At 69.9% G+C, this 20,970-nt stretch carries 18 protein-coding genes; 6 read left to right on the top strand and 12 right to left on the bottom strand.

Annotation, left to right across the window (positions count from 1 at the left end):
• A complete protein-coding gene (locus tag test1122_RS25400; protein WP_232271500.1) occupies nucleotides 1-804 on the bottom strand; it encodes a crotonase/enoyl-CoA hydratase family protein in 804 nt (267 codons plus the stop codon).
• A gap of 202 nt (nucleotides 805-1,006) precedes the next feature.
• Here test1122_RS25400 and test1122_RS25395 point away from each other — a divergent pair, with 202 nt between their 5' ends.
• Nucleotides 1,007-2,629, top strand: coding sequence for an acyl-CoA synthetase (locus tag test1122_RS25395; RefSeq protein WP_232271499.1), 1,623 nt, complete (start codon nucleotides 1,007-1,009; stop codon nucleotides 2,627-2,629).
• Between the two features lie 271 nt (nucleotides 2,630-2,900).
• Here test1122_RS25395 and test1122_RS25390 read toward each other — a convergent pair whose 3' ends face one another.
• From test1122_RS25390 to test1122_RS25375, 4 genes are all read right to left on the bottom strand, one after another.
• The gene (locus tag test1122_RS25390) at nucleotides 2,901-4,451 is read right to left on the bottom strand and encodes an acyl-CoA synthetase (RefSeq protein WP_232271498.1); all 1,551 of its coding nucleotides are present in this window, start codon (nucleotides 4,449-4,451) and stop codon (nucleotides 2,901-2,903) included.
• Between the two features lie 14 nt (nucleotides 4,452-4,465).
• Entirely contained in the window at nucleotides 4,466-5,569 is a 1,104-nt protein-coding gene (locus test1122_RS25385) for an NAD(P)H-dependent flavin oxidoreductase (protein WP_232271497.1), read from the bottom strand.
• A gap of 55 nt (nucleotides 5,570-5,624) precedes the next feature.
• Nucleotides 5,625-7,205 carry a phytoene desaturase family protein gene (locus test1122_RS25380; RefSeq protein ID WP_232271496.1) on the bottom strand — a complete coding sequence of 527 codons (1,581 nt, stop codon included), beginning with the start codon at nucleotides 7,203-7,205 and terminating at the stop codon, nucleotides 5,625-5,627.
• A gap of 81 nt (nucleotides 7,206-7,286) precedes the next feature.
• Nucleotides 7,287-8,477 (bottom strand): acyl-CoA dehydrogenase family protein, encoded by a 1,191-nt coding sequence (locus test1122_RS25375; RefSeq protein ID WP_232271495.1) that lies wholly within the window; start codon nucleotides 8,475-8,477, stop codon nucleotides 7,287-7,289.
• Between the two features lie 173 nt (nucleotides 8,478-8,650).
• Between test1122_RS25375 and dhaK the strand changes: the two genes are divergently transcribed.
• Together dhaK and test1122_RS25365 are read left to right on the top strand one after the other, a co-directional pair.
• Entirely contained in the window at nucleotides 8,651-9,643 is a 993-nt protein-coding gene (gene dhaK, locus test1122_RS25370; protein ID WP_232271494.1) for a dihydroxyacetone kinase subunit DhaK, read from the top strand.
• Between the two features lie 64 nt (nucleotides 9,644-9,707).
• The gene (locus test1122_RS25365; RefSeq protein WP_232271493.1) at nucleotides 9,708-10,121 is read left to right on the top strand and encodes a PTS-dependent dihydroxyacetone kinase phosphotransferase subunit DhaM; all 414 of its coding nucleotides are present in this window, start codon (nucleotides 9,708-9,710) and stop codon (nucleotides 10,119-10,121) included.
• Between the two features lie 13 nt (nucleotides 10,122-10,134).
• Here the strand turns inward: test1122_RS25365 and test1122_RS25360 are convergent, their stop codons facing one another.
• Nucleotides 10,135-10,623, bottom strand: coding sequence for an NUDIX hydrolase (locus test1122_RS25360; protein ID WP_232271492.1), 489 nt, complete (start codon nucleotides 10,621-10,623; stop codon nucleotides 10,135-10,137).
• A gap of 130 nt (nucleotides 10,624-10,753) precedes the next feature.
• On the opposite strand from test1122_RS25360, the gene test1122_RS25355 reads away from it, so the two are divergent.
• Nucleotides 10,754-11,770, top strand: coding sequence for an O-antigen ligase family protein (locus tag test1122_RS25355; RefSeq protein ID WP_232271491.1), 1,017 nt, complete (start codon nucleotides 10,754-10,756; stop codon nucleotides 11,768-11,770).
• Nucleotides 11,771-11,776: 6 nt separating this feature from the next.
• Here test1122_RS25355 and test1122_RS25350 read toward each other — a convergent pair whose 3' ends face one another.
• Nucleotides 11,777-12,583, bottom strand: a complete 807-nt coding sequence (locus tag test1122_RS25350) for a glutamate racemase (protein ID WP_232271490.1) — start codon at nucleotides 12,581-12,583, stop codon at nucleotides 11,777-11,779.
• Nucleotides 12,584-12,671: 88 nt separating this feature from the next.
• The gene (locus test1122_RS25345) at nucleotides 12,672-13,898 is read right to left on the bottom strand and encodes a TerD family protein (protein WP_232271489.1); all 1,227 of its coding nucleotides are present in this window, start codon (nucleotides 13,896-13,898) and stop codon (nucleotides 12,672-12,674) included.
• Nucleotides 13,899-14,152: 254 nt separating this feature from the next.
• Between test1122_RS25345 and test1122_RS25340 the strand changes: the two genes are divergently transcribed.
• Nucleotides 14,153-14,602, top strand: coding sequence for a DUF6643 family protein (locus test1122_RS25340; RefSeq protein WP_232271488.1), 450 nt, complete (start codon nucleotides 14,153-14,155; stop codon nucleotides 14,600-14,602).
• 97 nt (nucleotides 14,603-14,699) lie between these two features.
• Here the strand turns inward: test1122_RS25340 and test1122_RS25335 are convergent, their stop codons facing one another.
• The 4 genes from test1122_RS25335 to test1122_RS25320 form a co-directional block, all read right to left on the bottom strand.
• Entirely contained in the window at nucleotides 14,700-15,050 is a 351-nt protein-coding gene (locus test1122_RS25335) for a DUF779 domain-containing protein (protein WP_232271487.1), read from the bottom strand.
• Nucleotides 15,051-15,090: 40 nt separating this feature from the next.
• Entirely contained in the window at nucleotides 15,091-16,614 is a 1,524-nt protein-coding gene (gene exaC, locus test1122_RS25330; protein WP_232271486.1) for an acetaldehyde dehydrogenase ExaC, read from the bottom strand.
• A 44-nt stretch (nucleotides 16,615-16,658) separates the two neighbouring features.
• Nucleotides 16,659-17,948 (bottom strand): sigma-54-dependent transcriptional regulator family protein, encoded by a 1,290-nt coding sequence (locus test1122_RS25325; RefSeq protein ID WP_232271485.1) that lies wholly within the window; start codon nucleotides 17,946-17,948, stop codon nucleotides 16,659-16,661.
• Between the two features lie 63 nt (nucleotides 17,949-18,011).
• Nucleotides 18,012-18,461 (bottom strand): cyclic nucleotide-binding domain-containing protein, encoded by a 450-nt coding sequence (locus tag test1122_RS25320; protein ID WP_232272071.1) that lies wholly within the window; start codon nucleotides 18,459-18,461, stop codon nucleotides 18,012-18,014.
• A 108-nt stretch (nucleotides 18,462-18,569) separates the two neighbouring features.
• Here test1122_RS25320 and test1122_RS25315 point away from each other — a divergent pair, with 108 nt between their 5' ends.
• Nucleotides 18,570-20,948: a phosphoketolase family protein gene (locus tag test1122_RS25315; protein WP_232271484.1), complete on the top strand. Its 2,379-nt coding sequence runs from the start codon at nucleotides 18,570-18,572 to the stop codon at nucleotides 20,946-20,948.
• Nucleotides 20,949-20,970: the final 22 nt, after the last annotated feature.

Genomic DNA, 20,970 nt, shown 5'->3' with positions numbered 1-20,970 from the left:
TCAGGACCGCCGGTAGACAGGCGCGCGCTTCTCGGCGAAGGCCCGTGCGCCGGCCTTGGCGTCGTCGGTGGCGAAGATCGGCCAGCCGCGTTCGAGTTCCGCCTTGAGCCCGTCTTCCTCGGTCATCTGGGCGGTCTCGTACACGGACGCCTTGATGGCCTCCACGGCCAGTGGCCCGCAGTCGTTGATCCGCCCGGCGATCTCCAGGGCGTTCTCCAGAGCGCCGCCGTCCGGGACGACATGGCCGATCAGCCCGATCCTCATCGCCTCGGCCGCGCCGTAGGGGCGTCCGGTGAGCAGCATCTCCAGTGCGTGGGTACGGGGGATCTGCCGCTGTAACCGTACGGTGGAGCCGCCGATGGGGAACAGCCCGCGTCTGACCTCGAACAGCCCGAAGACGGCGCTGTCCCCCGCTACCCGGATGTCGGTGCCCTGCAGGATCTCGGTGCCGCCCGCGACACAGTGGCCCTCGACGGCTGCGATCACCGGTTTACGGGGGCGGTGGTGGCGCAGCATGGCCTTCCAGTGCAGATCGGGGTCGGCCTTCATCCGGTCGCGGTAGCGCTCTCCGGCCAGTTTTCCGTCACCCGCCAGCGCCTTGAGGTCCATGCCCGCGCAGAAGGTACCGCCCGCGCCGGTCAGTACGATGGAACGGACCTCGTCGTCCGCGTCGGCCTGCAGCCAGCCGTCGTAGAGCCCGACCAGCATGGGCAGCGAGAGCGCGTTCTTCGCCTCCGGCCGGTTCAGCGTGAGCACGAGTGTCGCTCCCACGCGCTCCACGGTGAGATGTTCGGTCCCGCCCATGAATCCTCCCTCTCCAGACCTGGAACAGGTTGCAGTAGGCGGGGAGGGAGTTCAAGGGTTTTCTGACAGGTAGTCAGTTTTCTTCTGCGCGGCTCTTCCCACCTGTCCCGGTCGGTGCTCTGATGACCGCCAAGCCCAACCAGCAGGGACACAGGGCAGCAGGGACACAGGACAGTGGGGACATCGGGGCAGGAGGAGCGCCGTGGAGTACAACCTGGCCGATCTGTTTGAGTCGATCGTCGATACGGTCCCCGACCGTGAGGCGCTGGTGTACATCGACCATCCCGGCACGGGCGCGGAGCGCCGCCTGACCTACGGTGAACTGGACGCGGCCGCGAACCGGCTCGCCCACCACCTGGCCCACCACGGCATCGCACCCGGTGAGCATGTGGGGCTGCATCTCTACAACGGCATCGAGTATCTGCAGTCAGCGCTCGCCTGTCTGAAGATCCGCGCGGTGCCGGTCAATGTGAACTACCGCTATGTGGAAGAAGAGCTGGTCTATCTCTACCGGGACGCGGATCTGGCCGCCCTGGTCTTCGATGCCGAGTTCACCGCCCGGGTCGCCGCCACGCTGCCGCACACCGACCGGCTGCGCCACCTCATACGGGTCGGCGCGGCGCCCGAGGGCGCCACTGAACCGCGTATCGCGCCAGTCGCTTTCCCGGACGCGGAGGCCTCCGGATCTCCCGGGCGGGGCTTCGGCAGACGCTCGGGAGACGACCAGTTCATCATCTATACCGGCGGGACCACCGGTATGCCCAAGGGCGTCATGTGGCGCTCGGAAGATCTGTTCTTCGCCGGACTGGGCGGCGGCGCACCGACCGGTGAGCCGGTCTCCCGGCCCGAAGAACTAGCCGAGCGGGTCGCCGCGGGCGGCGATGGGCTGGTCTTCTTCCCCACCCCGCCGCTTATGCACGGCACCTCGACACTGACCGCCTTTATCGCCTTCAACTTCGGCCAGAAGGTGGTCATCCACCGTAAGTACGTCCCTCAGGAGGTGCTGCGCACCATCGAGCGGGAGAAGGTCACCAGCCTCTCGCTGGTCGGCGACGCGATGATGCGGCCACTGGTCGACTTGCTGTCCGGACCGCTGAAGGACACCGACTGCTCCTCGCTGTTCAGCGTCTCCAGCTCCGGTGCGATCCTCTCCGACACAGTGCGCGCACAGTTCACCGAGCTGGTCCCGAACGCCATGCTGCTGAACAACTTCGGCTCCTCCGAGTCCGGTTTCAATGGCACAGCGACCGCGGACTCCGGTCCCGAGAAGGGCTTCCGGATCAGTATCAACGCCGGTACGGCCGTGGTCGACCCCGTAACGCACCAGCCGGTCGAGCCCGGTGCGGTGGGCCGTATCGCTCTGCGCGGGCATGTCCCGCTGGGCTACTACAACGACCCCGAGAAGACCGCCGGGACCTTCTTCGAGGCCGACGGCGCACGATGGGTACTGCTCGGCGATATGGCCACCGTCGACGAGGAGGGCATCGTCACCGTGCTGGGACGTGGTTCGCAGTGCATCAACACCGGTGGCGAGAAGGTTTTCCCGGAGGAGGTCGAGCAGGCGCTCAAGGCCCATCCCGATATCTATGACGCGCTCGTCGCCGGAGTCCCGGACGAACGGTGGGGCAGCAGGGTAGCGGCCGTGATACAGCTCCGGGACAGCGCGGCGCCGCTGTCGGCGGACGCCGTCCAGCGCCACTGCCGTACCCGGCTGGCGGGGTACAAGGTGCCGCGTACGGTCGTCTTCAGCGACGCCATCCAGCGCTCCCCCAGCGGCAAGGCGGACTACCGCTGGGCGAAGTCGGTGGCCGAGGCGGCCGGCTAGCGGTGTTGTCCGGGACGGCCGCCTTTCACTCGGCGCCGGAGAGCTGCTGACACGCGGGAGCTGGCCGCTGTGCAGCTGGTGCGGTTGCGCCGCTCGCTGAACCGTACGGGCCGGGACGCCGCCGCGGAGATCGCCCGGGCCGTCAAGGAGGGGTGGGGGCGCGCCCACCGGGCCGCACCGGCAAACCCGGGGTCCGGGGCGAAGCCCCGGGAAGGGGCGGGAATGGGGAACCCCACCCCCGGGCCGCGCCCGGCACAGGGAGGCCCGGGGGTCACACCGGCCGCTGGTGGCCGGCCCAGTAGGGTTCGCGCAGGCGCCGCTTATAGAGCTTGCCGTTGGGGTCACGCGGCATGACCTCGATGAAGTCAACCGACCGTGGGCGCTTGTAGCCCGCGAGCCGCTCCGCACACCGGGCGAGGATCGCCTGGGCCAGCTCCGGCCCCGGCACATGCCCCTCGGCCGGTTCGACCACGGCCTTGACCTCTTCGCCCCAGTCATCGTGCGGGATACCGAAGGCGGCCGCGTCAGCGACAGCTGGGTGGGTCAGCAGTGCCGCTTCGATCTCAGCGGGGTAGATATTGACGCCACCCGAGATAATCATGTCGATCTTGCGGTCGCGGAGGAAGAGATAGCCGTCCTCGTCGAGATAGCCGAGATCACCGACGGTGAAGTACTCCCCGATCCGGTTCTTCCGTGTCTTGCCCTCATCCTTGTGATAAGCGAAGCCGCCGGTGCTCATCTTCATATAGACCGTGCCGAGTTCACCGGGCGGGAGCCGGTTGCCGTCGTCGTCGAAGATGGCCAGCTCACTGATGGGCCAGGACTTGCCGACCGTGCCGGGTTTCTTGAGCCAGTCCTCCGCCGTGGCGAAGGCGCCGCCGCCCTCGCTCGCCGCGTAGTACTCCTCCACGCAGTGGCCCCACCAGTCGATCATCGCCCGTTTGATGTGATCCGGGCAGGGCGCGGCGCCATGGATGGCGTGCCGCATGGAGGAGACGTCGTACCTGCTCCGTATCTGTGCCGGCAGGGCCAGCAGCCGGTGGAACTGGGTGGGGACCATATGCGTGTGGGTGCAGCGGTGGTTGTCGATGAGCCGCAGCATCTCCTCGGGCGTCCACTTGTCCATCAGCACCAGCCGGTGGCCGATGTGCAGTGAGGCGGCGGCGAACTGGAGCACGGCCGTGTGGTAAAGGGGCGAACAGACCAGGTGGACGTTGTTGTCGAAGGGCTTGATGCCGAAGATGGCGAGAAAACCGCCCAGGTATGTCTCCTCCGGTGGGGTGCCGGACAGCGGGCGGCGGATACCGCGGGGGCGGCCGGTGGTGCCGGAGGTGTAGTTCATGACCCAGCCACTGGTCCGGTCGGCGGGCGGACCGTCCGGCTGCCCGGTCAGCAGCTCGGCGTAGGGGCGGAATCCGGCCGCGTCACCGACCGCGTAGCGGTGCGTATCGGGCAGTCCGGCCTCGTCGGCGGCCGCCCGTGCCGCGTCGCCGTAGCGCTGGTGGGCGAGCAGGACCTTGGCGCCGGAGTCGGCGACGATCCAGGCGATCTCGGGGCCGATGAGATGGTGGTTGACGGGCACCACATAGAAGCCCGCCTGAGCCGCGGCGAGATAGGCGGTGAAGAACTCCACGCCGTTCGGCAGGACCACGGCGAAGGCGTCACCGGGCCGGAGCCCCGCGGCGCGCAGGCCGTGCACCATGCGGTTGCACTCCGCGTGCAGCCGGGCGGCCGTCCACCGCGCGCCGTCGGGGGCGATGAGGACAACCCGCTCGGGGTCCTGCTGGGCCTGCGCCCAGAAGCCATTGGGTGGTTGGGACACGGTGGATGGCCTCCTCACTGCCGTCCGGCGATGCGGTTGACGCGGTCGATGGCCCGCTCGAAGCCACGGGTCAGGTCGTCGAAGACGGCTTGCACGCTGCGCTCGGAGTTCATGGCGCCGACGATCTGTCCCACCGGTGTGCCCAGCAGCGGCTCGACCTCGTACTGCTGGATACGGGAGTTGGCCTCGGCGACCAGCAGTCCCTGGAGCGGCATCGGCAACGCTCCAGGACTTCCGGCGTCCTCCCAGGCGTCGGTCCACTCGGTGCGCAACTGACGGGCGGGCTTGCCGGTCAGCGCACGGGAGCGCACGGTGTCACCGGAGCCCGCGGCCAGCAGCTTCTGGGTGAGCTTTCGGGAGTGGAGGTCAGCCTCCAGCGTGGTAAGCCAGATGGAGCCGAGCCAGGCACCCTGGGCGCCGAGCGCGAGGCCCGCGGCGATCTGCTCGCCGCTGCCGATGCCGCCCGCGGCGAGGACGGGCAGCGGATCCACGGCCCGTACGACTTCAGGGGTGAGCACCATGGAGGCGATCTCGCCTGTGTGGCCGCCCGCCTCGTAGCCCTGGGCGACGACGATATCGATCCCCGCGTCCTTGTGGTGGCCCGCGTGCCGGGCGCTGCCCGCCAGCGCGGCGACGAGGATGTCGTGCTGGTGGGCCCGTTCGATGACATCGGCGGGCGGGGAGCCCAGGGCGTTGGCGAGCAGTCTGACCGGATAGTCGAAGGCGACATCGAGCTGTGAGCGGGCGACCTGCTCCATCCAGCCCGTGATCCGCCAGCCGGAGGCCTCCCCCTCGGGGAGGTCGGGGACGCCGTGCTTGGCGAGGGTGTCCCTGACGAACCGGCGGTGCCCCTCGGGGATCATCGCCTCGACGTCGGTCTCTGTCACATCTTCGACCTTCTTGGCGGGCATGACGACATCGAGGCCGTACGGCAGACCGTCGGTGTGCTTCTGCATCCAGTCGAGGTCGCGTGCCAGCTCCTCACCAGCGGTGTACCGCACCGCGCCGAGCACCCCGAGCCCGCCGGCCCGGGTGATCGCCGCGGCCACAGCGGGAAAGGGTGTGAAGCCAAAGATGGCATGCGCTATGCCCAGCCTCTTGCTCAGCTCCGTCTGCATGAGGCGCAGGATGCCCCAGCCGGGCCGCCGAGGGAAGAGATTTTCTGATGCAGTGTCAGTTTCTTTGCCGTTGCTCCTTCCCCTGGCCCTCCTCCAGGACGGCCATCGCGGCGTTGTGTCCCGGGATACCGCTCACGCCGCCGCCTCGTACCGCGCCCGCCCCGCACAGCAGCACATTGGCGTAAGCGGTCCGCACGCCCCAGCGCCCGGTGGTCTCGTCGGCATACGGGAAGGCGAGATCACGGTGGAAGATATGGCCGCCGGGAAGCCGTAGTTCGCGTTCCAGATCGAGCGGGGTCTTCGCCTCGATACAGGGGCGCCCGTCAGCGTCCTGGGCCAGACAGTCAGCGATCGGCTCGGCAAGGCAGGCGTCAAGCTGGGCGAGTGCTGCTCCGCAGAGGGCGTCCCGCACGCTGGCGTTGTCCGCCGCGAAGAGCCGGGCGGGTGTGTGCAGGCCGAAGAGCGTAAGGGTCTGGAAACCCTCACGGGCCAGCTGAGTTCCGAGGACGGTGGGGTCAGTGAGGGAGTGGCAGTAGATCTCCGCGGGCGGGGCCTGCGGCAGCTGACCGGCGGCTGCCTGCTGGTACGCGGTCTCCAGGGCGCCGTATGCCTCGGCGATATGAAAGGTCCCCGCGAAGGCCTCCCTGGGATCGACGGAGCGGTCCTTCAGCCGGGGCAGCCGCCGCAGCAGCATATTGACCTTGAGCTGGGCTCCCTCGGCCTCCGGCGGCGGATCCTCGCCCAGCAGCCCGGCCAGGACGTGAGGTGCGGCGCCCACCAGGACATGGCGGGCGGCAACCGTGGATTCGGTGTCCGCGGTGCGGTAGCTGACCTCGGCGGCGGCGCCGTCCGTAGCGACAGCGGTGGCCTCATGGCCGGTGGCGAGCTCGGCGCCCGCGCTACGGGCCGTAGTGGCGAGTGCGTCCGTGAGCGCGCCCATACCGCCCACGGGCACATCCCAGTCTCCGGTGCCACCACCGATCACGTGGTAGAGGAAGCAGCGGTTCTGCCGCAGCGAAGGGTCATGCGCGTGCGAGAAGGTGCCGATCAGTGCGTCGGTGAGGACGACGCCCCGGACGAGGTCGTCGGCGAACCGCTCCTCGATCGTCTCGCCGATGGGCCGTTCGAACAGCGTCTGCCAGGCCTCCTCGTCGTCAAGCCGGGCACGGAGCTCGGCGCGGGTGGGCAGCGGCTCGGTCAGCGTGGGAAAGATCCGGCCCGCCGCGCGCCGGGTCATAGCGTAGAAGCGCTGCCAGGCATCGAACTCCTGGTCGGATCCGGTAAGACGGGCGAACGCCGCCCGGGTACGGGCCGTGTCCCCGCTCACCAGCAGGCCGGTGACCCGGCCCCCGCGGTCCACCGGCGTATAGGAGGACACGGTCCGTTGACGTACCGTGAAGCGCAGTCCCAAGTCATCCAGGATGCGCTGCGGCAACAGACTGACCAGGTACGAATACCGGGAGAGCCGGGCGTCGACACCCGGGAAGGCGCGGCTGGAGACGGCGGCGCCGCCGGTGTGGCCGAGGCGTTCCAGGAGGAGCACGGTGCGGCCGGCGCGTGCCAGATATGCGGCGGCGACCAGGCCGTTATGGCCGCCACCGATGATCACAACGTCATAATGGGAGCGGGCTGGCATGCTCCTTCGTAACATGGACCGCCGCTCAGATCAGCGTTCGCGCGCTCCACACCGCTGTGCGGCGCCGTCACCCCCACCCCGTCAGCGGCGGACGCGGGGCATGCCCAGGCCTATCCAGGAGATGATCTCGCGCTGGATCTCGTTGTTGCCGCCGCCGAAGGTGAAGATGACGGCGCTGCGGTAACCGCGTTCCAGTTCGCCGTGGAGCACGGCCCCCGCGGAGCCCCCCTTGAGCGGGCCCGCCGCGCCGGTGATCTCCATCAGCCAGGCGTAGGCGGCACGGCGGGCCTCGGAGCCGTAGACCTTGACGGCGGAGGCGTCCTGCGGGGTGAGCGTGCCCTTCTGCAGGGCGTCCACCATCTGCCAGTTCAGCAGCTTCATGGCCGCCAGCTTGGTGTGGGTCCGGGCCAGGCGCTGGCGCACCCAGCCGAGGTCGATGACCCGGCGGCCGTCGGTGAGTTTGGTGTCGGCGGCCCAGCGCTGGACGTTGTGCAGGGCCCGAATGGCCATGGTGCCGTGCGCGGCGAGGGTGACCCGTTCATGGTTGAGCTGAGTGGTGATCAGGCGCCAGCCCTGGTTCTCCGGGCCGACTCGGCGGGCGGCGGGGACGCGGATGTTCTCGTAGTAGCTGGCGGTGGTGTCGTGCGAGGCGAGGGTGTTGATGACGGTGCAGGAGTAGCCGGGGTCGCTGGTCGGCACGAGCAGGATGGAGATGCCCTTGTGCGGTGGCGCCTCCGGATCGGTGCGCACCGCGAGCCAGACCCAGTCGGCGGTGTCGCCGTTGGTGGTCCAGATCTTCTGGCCGTTGACCGTGTAGGTCCCGCTGTCCTCGTCGCCCTCCCGTACCGCCCGGGTCTTCAGCGAGGCCAGGTCGGTGCCCGCGTCGGGCTCGCTGTAGCCGATGGCGAAGTCGATCTCGCCGGAGAGGATCCGGGGCAGGAAGTACGCCTTCTGCTCATCGGTGCCGAACTGCATGATCGTCGGTCCGACGGTGTTCAGCGCCATCAGCGGGAGCGGGACCCCCGCCTGGGCTGCCTCGTCGAAGAAGATGAACTGTTCCATGGGGGTCATCCCCCGGCCGCCGTACACGCTGGGCCAGCCGACGCCCAGCCAGCCATCGTGGCCCAGGCGGCGCACCGTGTCCCGGTAGAACCGCTTCTGCTCCAGGGGGTCGCTGTACCCAGCATGGGCGTTGTCGGGCATCAGCTCGGTGAAGTATGTGCGCAGCTCGGCGCGCAACCGCTGCTGTTCGGGGGTGTATTCGAGGTGCACGGCCGCTCCTTGGGTGGCGGTCAACAACACAGTCCTGCGGCGGCGCACAGAGTAGAACGCGTTTCACCCATCGGGAAGGGCCGGGGCGTCATCGTTCCACCGGCGGCGGTGAGCTGCGAAAGTGACGGTGAATGAAGTGGCAGTGCCGGTGAGTGTCAGGACAGGAGCCCCTGATGAAGCAATTGATCAATGTGCCGGAGAGCGTGGTGGCTGACGCGCTGCGCGGGATGGCCGCGGCCCACCCGGAGCTGACGGTCGATGTCGAGAACCGGGTGATCGTGCGCCGCGACGCTCCGGTGCTGGACAAGGTGGGTCTCATCTCCGGCGGTGGTTCGGGACATGAACCACTGCACGGTGGCTTCGTGGGGCCTGGGATGCTGGACGCGGCCTGCCCCGGCGAGGTGTTCACCTCCCCCGTGCCGGACCAGATGGCACGGGCGGCGGCCGCCGTGGACAGCGGCAGGGGCGTGCTGTTCATCGTGAAGAACTACACCGGCGACGCACTCAACTTTGAGATGGCCGCGGAGCTGGCCGAGGACGAGGGCGTACAGGTCGGCAAGGTGCTGGTGCAGGACGATGTGGCCGTCACCGACAGCCTCTATACCGCCGGGCGCCGTGGCACGGGCGGCACGCTGTTCGTGGAGAAGCTGGCGGGCGCGGCCGCCGAGGAGGGCGCGCCGCTGGAGCGGGTGGAGGCGATCGCCCGCCGGGTGTCGGAGTCCTGCCGTAGCTTCGGGGTGGCGCTGAGCGCCTGCACCACCCCCGCCAAGGGCGGCCCCACCTTCGATCTGCCGCCCGGTGAGCTGGAGCTCGGCATCGGCATCCATGGCGAGCCGGGCCGGGAGCGGCGGGCGATGATGACCTCTGGCGAGATCGCCGACTTCACGGTGGACGCGCTGCTGGCCGATCTGCACCCCGATGGCCCGGTGCTGGCACTGGTCAACGGCATGGGCGGCACCCCGCTGCTGGAGCTGTACGGCTTCAACGCGGAGGTGCACCGCGTGCTGAGCGAGCGGGGCGTGCCGGTGGCCCGTACGCTCGTCGGCAACTACGTCACCTCACTCGATATGGCGGGCTGCTCGGTGACGCTGTGCCAGGTGGACGAGGAGCTGCTGCGACTGTGGGACGCGCCGGTGCGCACGGCGGCGCTGCGCTGGGGCAGCTGAGAGAGGAGCACGTTGTGAACGCTGTGCCGAGTGCTGTGGCGACTGCTGTGCCGGAGACGGACGGATGAGTGAGAACGGGAAGCTGGTCGGCGTGGTGCTGGTCTCGCACAGCAGGGAGGTTGCCGAGTCCGTGGCCCGGCTGGCCACCGGACTGGCGGCTGGCGGGGCGACCGGCCCGGTGACCGCCGCCGGTGGCACCGAGGACGGCGGTATGGGCACCAGCGCAGAGCTGATCATCGAGGCGGCCCACCGCGCTGACCAGGGCTCAGGGATCGTGGTCCTGGCGGATCTGGGCAGCGCGGTGCTGACCGTGCAGGCGCTGCTGGCGGAGGCAGATGAACTGCCCACCGACACCCGGCTGGTGGACGCCCCCTTCGTGGAGGGCGCGGTGGCGGCGGTGGTCACCGCCGCCACTGGAATGGATGCCACCGCTGTAGCGGCGGCGGCTGAGGAGGCGTACAGCTACCGCAAGTTGTGAGATGCCCGGCTGGTCAGCGTTCTTCGGACGGGCCGACGGGCGCGAACCAGGTTGGCGCGTCCCCGGCCGCGAGCTTGATCCGGGTCAGCCCGAACTCCTCCAGTGGGGGCAGGGCGTCCGGCTCGAACCAGCCAACCTCCAGCGACTCATCGTCATTGACCCGCGCTTCGCCGCCGACCGCCCGGCAGCGCAGGGTGACGTCCATGAACTGGCAGATATCGCCATTGACATACTCGATCTGCTCCCGGGTCTCCACCATCACCACCCGCTCCGGTACACAGCGCACGGCGGTCTCCTCGTACACCTCCCGCACCGCGGTCTCGGCGGGCTGCTCACCCGGTTCCGGGATGCCCCCGATGACCGCCCAGCGGTCGGTGTCGGACCGTCGGCCGAGCAAGACCCGTCCCTGGTCATCAAAGACGATCGCGGTGACACCGGGCAGAAAGAGGAGCTGGTGGCCGATGCCGGCGCGCAGCTCACGGATAAAGTCGGGAGTCGCCATACGGTGAGCGTACGTGCCCGGCGCGGTGATCTCCGGACAGCCAGCCACACACCCTCCCTGCGTGACCCGTCCACAACGGCCGTCCAGCCCTTAGGGTGTACGGGGGGTTAGGTGTACGGGGGTACAGGGGATGGCGTCACCGTTGCACACATCCGCGGGGCGAGAGAGCGGTGCCCTCCCTGATCTCAGTGGTGCCATCGTGCTGGGCGGCTGCGCGGCCTGGGCGCTGGTCACCTCATTCGGCCGGGAGGCCCGCCCGGAGGGAATACTGCTCGCGGTGCTGGCGGTCGCGGCCGGTTACGCCGTTGGGCGGATCAGCGGTTCGCTGCTCCCCGCCGCCACCGCCACGGTGGCCGCGCTCGCCGGGCTGGGGCTGGCGCTCACCTCCGTACAGGCGCTGCCGGGTTCGGCGGTGACGGCGCCGCCGGGCCGGTCCGGGGAGACGGCCGCGCTGCTGGCGCTCGCCGCGGGTGCGGCCTGCTGCGCCGCCTGGGCGACCACGGCGCGCCTTCGCCGGCTGGCGCTGTGGCTGTTAGCCGCCGGGATCGCGGTGAGCGCGCTGCTGCTGGGGTCGATCGCGGGGTGTGCCGCCGCGGTGGCTGTGCTGCTGTGCTCACTGGCGGCCGGGTGGGCGCGGCGTCGGCTCCCCGTTCTGGTCGCGCTGCTGCTGGCCACCATGACCGTCGCGGGGATCACCTGGGCGGTGGCGGAGCGGGCGCTGCCGCCGGGACTCACGGCCGTGCTGGAGGGGCAGCTGACCCAGCACCGTGCCGGGCTGTGGCGGGACGCGGTCACCATCGCCGCCGAGCATCCGGTGACCGGGGCCGGTCCGGACCGGTTCGGGGAGGCAAGCCCAACGGCGTCCGGGTCCGCGGATGCGGACGGGAAGCCGCACTCGGCGCTCTTGCAGCTCGCCGCCGAACAGGGGGTACCGGGTGTGCTGCTGCTGGCCGGGGCCTACGGCTGGCTGCTGCTCGCCTGTGCCCGCTCCCCCAGGCCGACCCCGGTCGTGCTCACGGCGGCCGCCGCCCTGACGGCGCTGGCCGTGCTGGCGTGTGCGGGGAACGCGCTGAGCTTCAACCAGGTCACCATGGGCGCCGGCCTGCTGGCCGGGATCGCCACCGCGCAGCGCCCGGAAAAGTCGTGAGCCAACTCAGGCGGCCGGGCTCGGAGTGGCGAGCAGCCGCCCCTCGGCGTAGCCGAGGGCCGCTGCGGTCAGCTCGACCCGGCGGCCGCTGTGCAGCACCGCCAGTTCCCCGATGGACTCGCCCCCGATGGACTTGGCAGTGCTCACGGCGGCCGGGGTGGCGCCGATCCGGCGCAGCGCCTGCGCGGCGACCGCCCCGGCTGAGCCGTGCAGGACGGGTTCCGGCTCGCCGGGGGCGTGCACGGCGGCGCGGATGCGCTCGGCGACAAGCTCATAGTGCGTACAGCCGAGCACGACCGCGCGCACTCCGCGCGGGGTGAGCGCGGCCGCGGCGGCGACAGCGACATCGATGGCGGCCTCGTCGGCGTGTTCGATGGCGTCGGCGAGACCGTGGCAGGGCACCTCGGTGACCGCGATCCCGTTGGCGAAGTCATCGATCAGCCGACGCTGGTAGGGGCTGCCGGTGGTGGCCGGGGTGGCCCAGACGGCGACCGGTCCACCGGAGGCCACCGCCGGTTTGACGGCCGGTACGGTCCCGATCACCGGCAGCCCGGGTTCGAGTTCGGCGCGCAGCACGGGCAGCGCGTGCACCGAGGCGGTGTTGCAGGCGACGATCAGTGCCCCGGGCTCATACTCGGCGGCGGCCCGGGCACAGGCCAGCGCGTGTGCGGTGATGTCCTCGGTGGTACGCGGCCCCCACGGCATGCTGTCCGGGTCGCAGGAAAGCACCAGGTCGGCGTCGGGCCGCAGCCGCCGCACCGCGGCCGCGGCAGCGAGCAGTCCGATTCCGGAGTCGACGAGCGCGATTTTCACGGAGGTAAGAGTACGCGGGCGTGATGTGAGCTCGCGGCACAGGCCGGGACCGGTGCGGCCGGAAGGGGCCGCGGCGGCGCCCGGCCGGTCACTTGCGCCCCGGAGTCCACGGCAGGCCCCAGTCGTAGGCGTAGTCCATGGTGCGCTGCGGGCTGACGCCGGGCTCGGGAACCAGATAGCGGGCCTCGCGCTGGACGACGAGCTCGCCACCCTGGTTGGTGATCAGCACCAGCGCACAGGCGGTGGAGGGAACGGTGCACTCATCCAGGGAGAAGTCAATCGGGGCGCCGTGCTGTGGCTGCAGGGTGACCGTCGCGTTGAGGTTGGCGAAGCTGCGGGCGCCTTCGTAGATGGTGACAAAGACGAGAATCCGCCGGAATTCCTGGGCGTGGTCGAGGTTGATGGTGAGGTTCTCACCGGTGGCGGCCGCACCGGTGCGGTCATCGCCGTCGAGGTGGATGTACGGCGGCTGGTGCAGCGAACCGTAGGTGTCGCCGAGCGCCTGGATCACGCCCATACGGCCATCGGTCAGCTCAAAAAGGGCATGCAGATCCAGGTCGAGATCGGAGTGCATGGCCATGGCGCGGCCGAGCTTCTGCCCCCAGCCCTTGAACTGCTTGCGCACCTGCCAGTTGAGATTGACCCGCATCGCTCCGGAGGTGCCGCCCTGTTTGGTGAGCGATACCGACGGCGCCTCCTTCGTGAGCGTCACCTTGGTCAGCCGCGCCGGCGGGGCCGGGGGCTGGGCGGGAGCGGGCGGCGTGGGAGCCGCTGCCGGAGCCGCGGGCTGCGGCTCCTCCACACTGATACCGAAGTCGGTGGCCAGACCCGCCAGTCCGCTGGCGTAGCCCTGCCCGACGGCGCGGAACTTCCAGCCGCCCTGCCGCCGGTAGAGCTCACCGAGGACAAAAGCCGTCTCGGAGGAGGCGTCCTGGCTCTCGAAGCGCGCCAGCTCGGCGCCGCTGGCGGAGTCCAGGACGCGTACATACAGTCCGGGCACCTGGCCGAAGGTGCCGCCATCGGCGGAGGCGGCGATGACGACGGTCTCAATGGCGGGCTCAACCGCAGCGAGGTCCACGGCGAGCGTGTCGGTCACGGCGGCGCCCGCGGGGCTCTTGCCCTCGTAGCGCACCGCCCCGGAAGCGTGCTGGGGCTGGTTGTAGAAGACGAGGTCCCCGTCCGAGCGAACCTTGCCGGCAGCGAGCAGCAGAGCCGACGCGTCCACGTCCGGCGTTCCGGATCCGGAGCTCCAGCCCAGCTCGACCCGTACGGCGGCCGCCTGGATCGGGACATTCGTACCTTTACGCATCGTCATGCTGCTACTCCCCCTTGGGATGACCGTGCGGGTCTGCGCACTTTCCTGCTCGTCAGGCCCTCAACCTATGCCAACTCAGAGCGAGGGCTGATGTTCACCTTCGCGGTACGCGCCCTTTACAGCACCCTGACGGCTATACGCGACCGTTTTTGCCAGGTTCGCTCGCATTAGGGATGCACAGTCACCCCGAGCCCACGAAAAGACCCTCTTACCGGGCTCCTCATACAGCACATCTTCCGCTTAACTTATGGAGTATGACCTCCCCCCGCAGCACCTATGGCGGTGGCTACTACGCTGCGCCCTCATTTGCTGACACCCCGATCTACGACAGCCTGGTGGCCGAGCGGGGCACCCCGCAGATCGCGCCGATCCGTGTCCCGTCCGCGTACGACACCGGAAGCCAGCTCCCGGCCCTGCCGGCGGCGCTCCCCGCGCTGCCCGCCGGGCCCTCCCATCACACTCCGCCCCGCGGCTATCCGGCTGCCATGCCGCAGTCCGCCCCGCTGCAGCAGGCGCCGGCTCCGTATATCCCTCAGCAGGCCCCCGCGCCGCGCGGTTACGGATATCCGGCGCCGCACCAGCAACAGCCGCCGCAGATGCGTCCGGTCGCGCCGCAGGCCGCCCCGCCCCGGCAGATGCCGGGGCCAACGCCAGGGACGTATGACGACCCCTACGGCCGTCAGCACCCCTATCCCGGCTACTGAGCGGGGCGCGGCACCGGGCCTGACACGGCGCGAGTGTCCGGCCCGGCGACTGGTGTGCCCTGACGCGGGGAAGAGGTCGAGCTGGGCTCACCGAGGGTTAACCGTCCAGCAGTCGGGAGCGGATCAGAAAGCGCACCCCTTCCGGCGCTTCCACGGAGAACCCGCTGCCGCGCCCTGGAACCACATCCACGGTGAGGTGGGTATGGCTCCAGTACGCGTACTGGCTGGCGGAGATCCAGAAGGGCACCGGGTCCGCGATCCCGGTCACGGTCAGCTCACCGAGCAGCACATCACTGTCGCCGGTGCGGAACTCGCCCAGCGGGTAACACATGGGCGAGCTGCCGTCACAGCAGCCGCCGGACTGGTGGAACATCAGTGGACCGTGCCGCTGGGTCAGTTCACGCAGCAGCCCGGCGGCGGCGGGGGTCAGGTCGACGCGGGACACCATGCCTCCCAGGTAGGTGCCTGATGGTGCCTGATGGTGCCTTCTAGAAGAAGCCGAGCTTCTGCGGGGCGTAGCTCACCAGCAGGTTCTTTGTCTGCTGGTAGTGGTCGAGCATCATCTTGTGGTTCTCACGGCCGATGCCTGACTGTTTATAGCCACCGAATGCGGCATGCGCCGGGTAGGCGTGGTAGCAGTTGGTCCATACCCGGCCCGCCTGGATGGCGCGTCCGGCGCGGTAGGCGGTGTTGGTGTCCCGGGTCCAGACACCCGCGCCCAGGCCATAGAGGGTGTCATTGGCGATCTCGATGGCGTCGGCGTAGCCCGCGAAACCGGTGACGGCGACCACCGGGCCGAAGATCTCCTCCTGGAAGACCCGCATATGGTTGCCGCCCTCCAGGATGGTGGGCTGCACGTAGTAACCACCCGCGAGTTCACCGCCGAGGTCGGCGCGGGCGCCGCCGGTGAGCACCTTGGCACCCTCCTGCTGACCGATGTCCAGATAAGAGAGGATCTTCTCCAGCTGATCGTTGGAGGCCTGCGCGCCGATCATGGTGTCGGTGTCCAGCGGGTGGCCCTGGACGATCTGTTCGGTGCGGGCGATGGCGGCCTCCAGGAAGTCGCCGTAGTGGCCCCGCTGGATGAGGGCGCGGGAGGGACAGGTGCAGACCTCGCCCTGGTTGAGGGCGAACATGGTGAAGCCCTCCAGCGCCTTGTCGTAGAAGTCATCGCTGTGCGCCGAGACATCATCGAAGAAGATGTTGGGGCTCTTGCCGCCGAGCTCCAGGGTGACGGGCTTCAGGTTCTCCGAGACGTACTGCATGATCAGCCGCCCGGTGGTGGTCTCTCCGGTGAAGGAGACCTTGGCCACCCGTGGGCTGCTCGCCAGCGGCTTTCCGGCCTCGAATCCGAAGCCGTTGACGACATTGACGACGCCGGGCGGCAGCAGATCGGCGACGATGCTCAGCCAGTAGTGGATGGAGGCCGGGGTCTGCTCGGCGGGCTTGAGGACGACGGTGTTCCCAGCGGCCAGCGCGGGTGCGAGCTTCCACGCCGCCATCACCAGGGGAAAGTTCCACGGGATGATCTGCCCGACCACGCCCAGCGGCTCATGGAAGTGGTAGGCGACGGTGTCCGCGTCGATCTCGGAGAGCGAGCCCTCCTGGGCACGGATGACCCCCGCGAAGTAGCGGAAGTGGTCGATGGCGAGCGGGATATCAGCGGCCAGGGCCTCCCGTATGGGCTTGCCGTTCTCCCAGCTCTCGGCGACGGCGAGCTGTTCCAGATGCTCCTGCATCCGGTCGGCGATCCTGTTCAGGATTTCGGCACGCTCGGCGGCCGGCGTACGGCCCCAGCCGGGAGCGGCCTGATGGGCCGCGTCGAGGGCGCGCTCGACATCCTCAGCGGTGCCACGGGCGATCTCCGTAAAAGGCTGCCCGGTGACCGGGGTGGGGTTCTCAAAGTATCCGCCCCGCTGGGGAGCTACATAGCCGCCGCCTATCCAGTGGTCGTAGCGGGACTGGAAGCTGACGATGGCGCCATCGGTGCCGGGTGCGGCGTAGCGGCTCATGCTGCCTACCTTCTGTCGCCCTGGTGTGGTTGGTGCCGGGGACGCTAGCCGGGCAAACGTTGCGGATACGTTGCGGGCCCCAGCCCGTAGTTGGCGCGCAGGGCGTGTATGCGGGCGGCCGGGACGGCGCGCTCGGCCGACGGCAGTGCGGTGAGCAGCGCCTCCCAGGCCGCCAGGTCGTCCTCGCCCCATGAGGTGCGCACCCAGCTCTCCAGTGGGCCCACCTCTCGGCGGCTGAGCAGCCGCTGCCGGAGCCGGTCCGCCAGCTGGCCGCGGAGCCGGATGATGCCGGGGGCCTCGGACAGCGGCAGCAGCGGTCCACGGTAGGCGGCCACCGCGGCGGCGAGATCACCGGAGCGCAGTGCGTCGCTGACGGTGCCGTGATCAGTGCCGATGGGGGTACGCAGCCGGTACGGGCGGGAGCCGAGCAGCTCTCCCAGCAGCTGGCGCAGCCGGGAGAGTTCGGCACGGAGCGTAACGGGATGGACCTCGCGTTCGCCGTAGAGCTCCAGGCCCAGCCGGTCACCGGTGAGGCCGTCGGGGTGGGCGGCGAGCAGCATCAGGATCTCGCTGTGCCGCCGCCCCAGCCGCCGCGGCGCGCCGTGGCCCGTATGGAGAAGTGCCTCGTCGCGGCCGAGCGCTTCCAGGTGGTACGCGCGTGGCCCGGGAACCAGCCCGGCCAGCTCGGCGAGGTGGGCCTCGGCGGCGCGGGCGGTCGCCTGGACGAGGGCGAGGCTCTGTGGCGCGGCGAGATGGTCACCACCGGTGATGTCGACGGCGCCGATCAACCGTCGGGTGCGGGGGTCGTGCACCGGTGCGGCGGCGCAGGTCCAGGACTGCACAGGGTGGCAGTAGTGTTCGGCGGCGAAGATCTGCACGGCGTGGTCGACGGCGAGCGCGGTACCGGGGGCGTTGGTGCCGGTGCAGGCCTCGGCCCAGCGGGCTCCGGCGACGAAGTTCATCCGCTCGGCGCGCTGCCGCACCTGGGGGTGGCCCTCGACCCACAGCATCCGGCCCTGCTCATCACAGACGGACAGCAGATGGGCGCCGTCGTCGGCGATGGTGCCCAGCAGTTCCCGGAAGAGCGGCATGGCCCGGGCCAACGGATGTGCGGCGCGGTAGGCGGCCAGCTCGGCGTCGGCCAGCTCGATACGGGCCGTCCCGTCCGGTTCCACGCGGGCACCGGCGCACCGCCGCCAGGAGTCGGCGACCACATCGCGCACCGGCGCACTGATGGTGCCTTCCGCCAGAAAGTCCTCATGGGCACGGCGGACCGCTCCGGCCCGCTCAGCCGGGTCCGCGCCCGCCTCCAGTGCCAGCCATGGATTCAGCACGGGAACATCGTGCTGCAGCGGCGGCGCCCCGGCAACGGTCAGTGCCCGGCGATCACCTCGCTGTCACAGCCGGTCGGAGTAGCCGTGCGGCCCGTACGCGTCGAGCAGCCGGGTACGGGAGCGCTGCAGCCGATGGGAGATGATCTCTCCGACGGCGAGCGCGAGCGCGTAGCCCAGCTCATGGTCGTCCTCGCACATCCGCCGCACTTCCGCGGCGTCGAACTCGAGGGCGCGCACGGGGCTGCCGGTCTCGGCGCCCAGATGCCAGATATAGGGCCGGAACAGCCAGGACCAGCCCAGCAGCTCGCCATGGCCGATGGTCTCGACGGCCTGGGCGCTGCGGCCCGGCACACGCTGGTCAAGGGTGACCGAGCCGGTGCGGATGATCCAGAAGCGGTCGGCCCGATAGCCCTCCTCGAAGATCCGGACACCGGCGGGAAAGGACACCTCCCGGCCGAGGGCCCGCAGCCGTTCGGCGTGCTCTGACGAGAGGGCTCCAAGCAGTCCGGTCATGGTGCGCATCGGTCTGTCTCCTTGCCTTGGAGAGCTGTCCCTAGGTGTGCCCGGCCGCCCGCTGGGGACCCGGCCGGATATGCGCCGCTGCCATTCGCTGGAGGGCCCATGGAGGCACACCATTCTCTCACCGAACACGAGTGCGGGCAGCTCGATGCGCACTGGCGAGCACTGAATTATCTGGCCGCGGGCCAGCTCTTTCTCGCCGGGAATCCGCTGCTGCGCGAGGAGCTGCGCCCCGAGCACATCAAGCCACGGCTGCTCGGACACTGGGGGACCTGTCCTGGGCTGAGCCTCGTCTACACCCATCTCAACCGGGTGATCAGTGCCCGTGAGCAGGCCGCCGTCTGTGTCTGGGGACCGGGCCACGGCGCCCCGGCAGTACTGGCCGGGGCCTGGCTGGAGGGCTCCTACGGTGAGGTGAACCCGGACGCCGGACGGAATGAGGCCGGGATGGCACGGCTCTTCCGGGAGTTCTCCCGGCCGGGCGGGGTGGGCAGCCATACGGGGCCCGAGGTGCCCGGCTCGCTCCAGGAGGGCGGGGAGCTCGGCCATTCGCTGGCGCACGCCTATGGCGCCGCCTTCGACAACCCGGGGCTGCTGGCCGTCTGTGTCATCGGCGACGGCGAGGCGGAGACCGGCCCGCTCGCCGCGTCCTGGCACGCCAACAAGTTCCTTGACCCCCTGCATGACGGCGCGGTGCTGCCCGTGCTGCACCTCAACGGCTACAAGATCGCAGGCCCTACGGTGCTGTCCCGGTTGCCGGAGAGTGAGCTGGATGCCCTGCTGCGGGGCTACGGCCACGATCCGCTGTATGTCACCGCCGAACCCGGCACCGAGCCGGCGCAGGTGCACCGGGCGCTGGCAGCGGCCCTGGACCAGGCACTGGACCGGATCGCCGAGGTCCAGCACACAGCACGGGGGAACGGCGACGGACCGCGCCCTCACTGGCCGATGATCGTGCTCCGCACACCCAAGGGGTGGACCGGCCCGGACACGGTCGACGGGGTGGCGGTCGAGAACACCTGGCGCGCCCATCAGATCCCCCTGTCCGGCGTCCGGGAGAACCCCGAGCGGCTGCGGCAGCTGGCAGGGTGGTTGCACTCGTACAGGCCCAGGGAGCTGTTCGACGCCCAGGGCCGACCGCTGCCCGATGTGCTGGCCTGTGTGCCGCGCGGCGATCTGCGGCTGGGTGCCAGCGCGCATGCCAACGGCGGGCGGCTGCGGCACTCGCTGCCGCTGCCCGAGCTGGCGCCGTTCGCTGTCCTGGTCGACAAACCCGGGGCATCCGCCCACGAGCCGACGCGGGTGCTCGGCGGGCTGCTGCGCCGGGTGCTGGCCGCCAGCGGGGAGCGCCGCGACTTCCGGGTGATGGCGCCCGATGAGATCGACTCCAACCATCTCCAGGAGGTGTACGACGCCACCCCGCGGGCCTGGCAGGCCGACACCGTCAGCACCGATGAGCATCTGGGCCGGCACGGCCGGGTGATGGAGGTGCTGTCGGAACATATGTGCCAGGGCTGGCTGGAGGGTTATGTACTGACCGGGCGGCACGGGATGTTCGCGTCCTACGAGGCGTTCGCCCATATCGTCGCCAGCATGGCCACACAGCATGCCAAGTGGCTGCAGAGCGCTCGTACGGTCGATTGGCGGGCGCCTGTCGCGGGGCTCAACTATCTGCTGACCTCGCATGTGTGGCGGCAGGATCACAACGGCTTCTCACACCAGGATCCCGGCTTCGTCGACCATGTGCTGAACAAGAGCCCGGATGTGGTGCGGGTCTATCTGCCGCCGGATGCGAACACCCTGCTGTGTGTGGCCGACCATGTGCTGCGCACCCGTGATGTGTTGAATGTGATCGTCGCTGGGAAGCAGCTCTGCTCTGACTGGCTCGGCCTGCCCGAGGCCCGCGCGCACTGTGCGCGTGGCGCCGGTATCTGGGAATGGGCCGGTACGGAGGTGGCTGACAGGGAGCCCGATGTGGTGCTGGCCTGCGCCGGGGATGTGCCCACCCAGGAGGTGCTGGCCGCTGCCGCGCTGCTGCGCACCCATCTGCCGGAGCTGGCGGTGCGGGTGGTGAACGTGGTCGACCTGACCCGGCTGATGCCGCGCACGGCTCATCCGCACGGGATGACGGAGGCGGAGTTCAGCGCCGCCTTCACGCCGGACCGGCCGGTGGTGTTCGCCTATCACGGCTACCCATGGCTGATCCACCGGCTCACCCATGGACGTGCGGCGCACGAGCGGCTGCATGTACGCGGCTACCGGGAGATGGGGGCCACCACTACGCCCTTCGATATGGTCGTCCGCAATGATCTGGACCGCTATCGGCTGGTCATGGATGTGATCGACAGGGTCCCGGGACTCGCGGCACGCGCCGCCGGGGTACGGCAGAGGATGGCCGATGTACGCGCCCGCCACCACGACCACATCCGTGAACACGGCATCGACCTGCCAGAGGTCACCGAGTGGACCTGGCCGGGGTGACGGGCGCGCGGGAGCCGCTTGC

The organism is Streptomyces gobiensis (assembly GCF_021216675.1).
GTDB classification, from domain to species: domain Bacteria; phylum Actinomycetota; class Actinomycetes; order Streptomycetales; family Streptomycetaceae; genus Streptomyces; species Streptomyces gobiensis.
Note: the sequence above shows the minus strand (reverse complement) of the source record. Positions and strands in the feature narration are given on the sequence as shown.

Excerpts from the sequence above, each read along its gene's own strand:
- test1122_RS25360 (WP_232271492.1), bottom strand. The coding sequence starts at position 10,623 with ATGGCGACTCCCGACTTTATCCGTGAGCTGCGCGCCGGCATCGGCCAC.
- test1122_RS25400 (WP_232271500.1), bottom strand. The coding sequence starts at position 804 with ATGGGCGGGACCGAACATCTCACCGTGGAGCGCGTGGGAGCGACACTC.
- test1122_RS25355 (WP_232271491.1), top strand. The coding sequence starts at position 10,754 with ATGGCGTCACCGTTGCACACATCCGCGGGGCGAGAGAGCGGTGCCCTC.
- test1122_RS25385 (WP_232271497.1), bottom strand. The coding sequence starts at position 5,569 with ATGCAGACGGAGCTGAGCAAGAGGCTGGGCATAGCGCATGCCATCTTT.
- test1122_RS25380 (WP_232271496.1), bottom strand. The coding sequence starts at position 7,205 with ATGCCAGCCCGCTCCCATTATGACGTTGTGATCATCGGTGGCGGCCAT.
- test1122_RS25315 (WP_232271484.1), top strand. The coding sequence starts at position 18,570 with ATGGAGGCACACCATTCTCTCACCGAACACGAGTGCGGGCAGCTCGAT.
- dhaK (WP_232271494.1), top strand. The coding sequence starts at position 8,651 with ATGAAGCAATTGATCAATGTGCCGGAGAGCGTGGTGGCTGACGCGCTG.
- test1122_RS25335 (WP_232271487.1), bottom strand. The coding sequence starts at position 15,050 with ATGGTGTCCCGCGTCGACCTGACCCCCGCCGCCGCCGGGCTGCTGCGT.
- test1122_RS25320 (WP_232272071.1), bottom strand. The coding sequence starts at position 18,461 with ATGACCGGACTGCTTGGAGCCCTCTCGTCAGAGCACGCCGAACGGCTG.
- exaC (WP_232271486.1), bottom strand. The coding sequence starts at position 16,614 with ATGAGCCGCTACGCCGCACCCGGCACCGATGGCGCCATCGTCAGCTTC.
- test1122_RS25340 (WP_232271488.1), top strand. The coding sequence starts at position 14,153 with ATGACCTCCCCCCGCAGCACCTATGGCGGTGGCTACTACGCTGCGCCC.
- test1122_RS25365 (WP_232271493.1), top strand. The coding sequence starts at position 9,708 with ATGAGTGAGAACGGGAAGCTGGTCGGCGTGGTGCTGGTCTCGCACAGC.
- test1122_RS25345 (WP_232271489.1), bottom strand. The coding sequence starts at position 13,898 with ATGACGATGCGTAAAGGTACGAATGTCCCGATCCAGGCGGCCGCCGTA.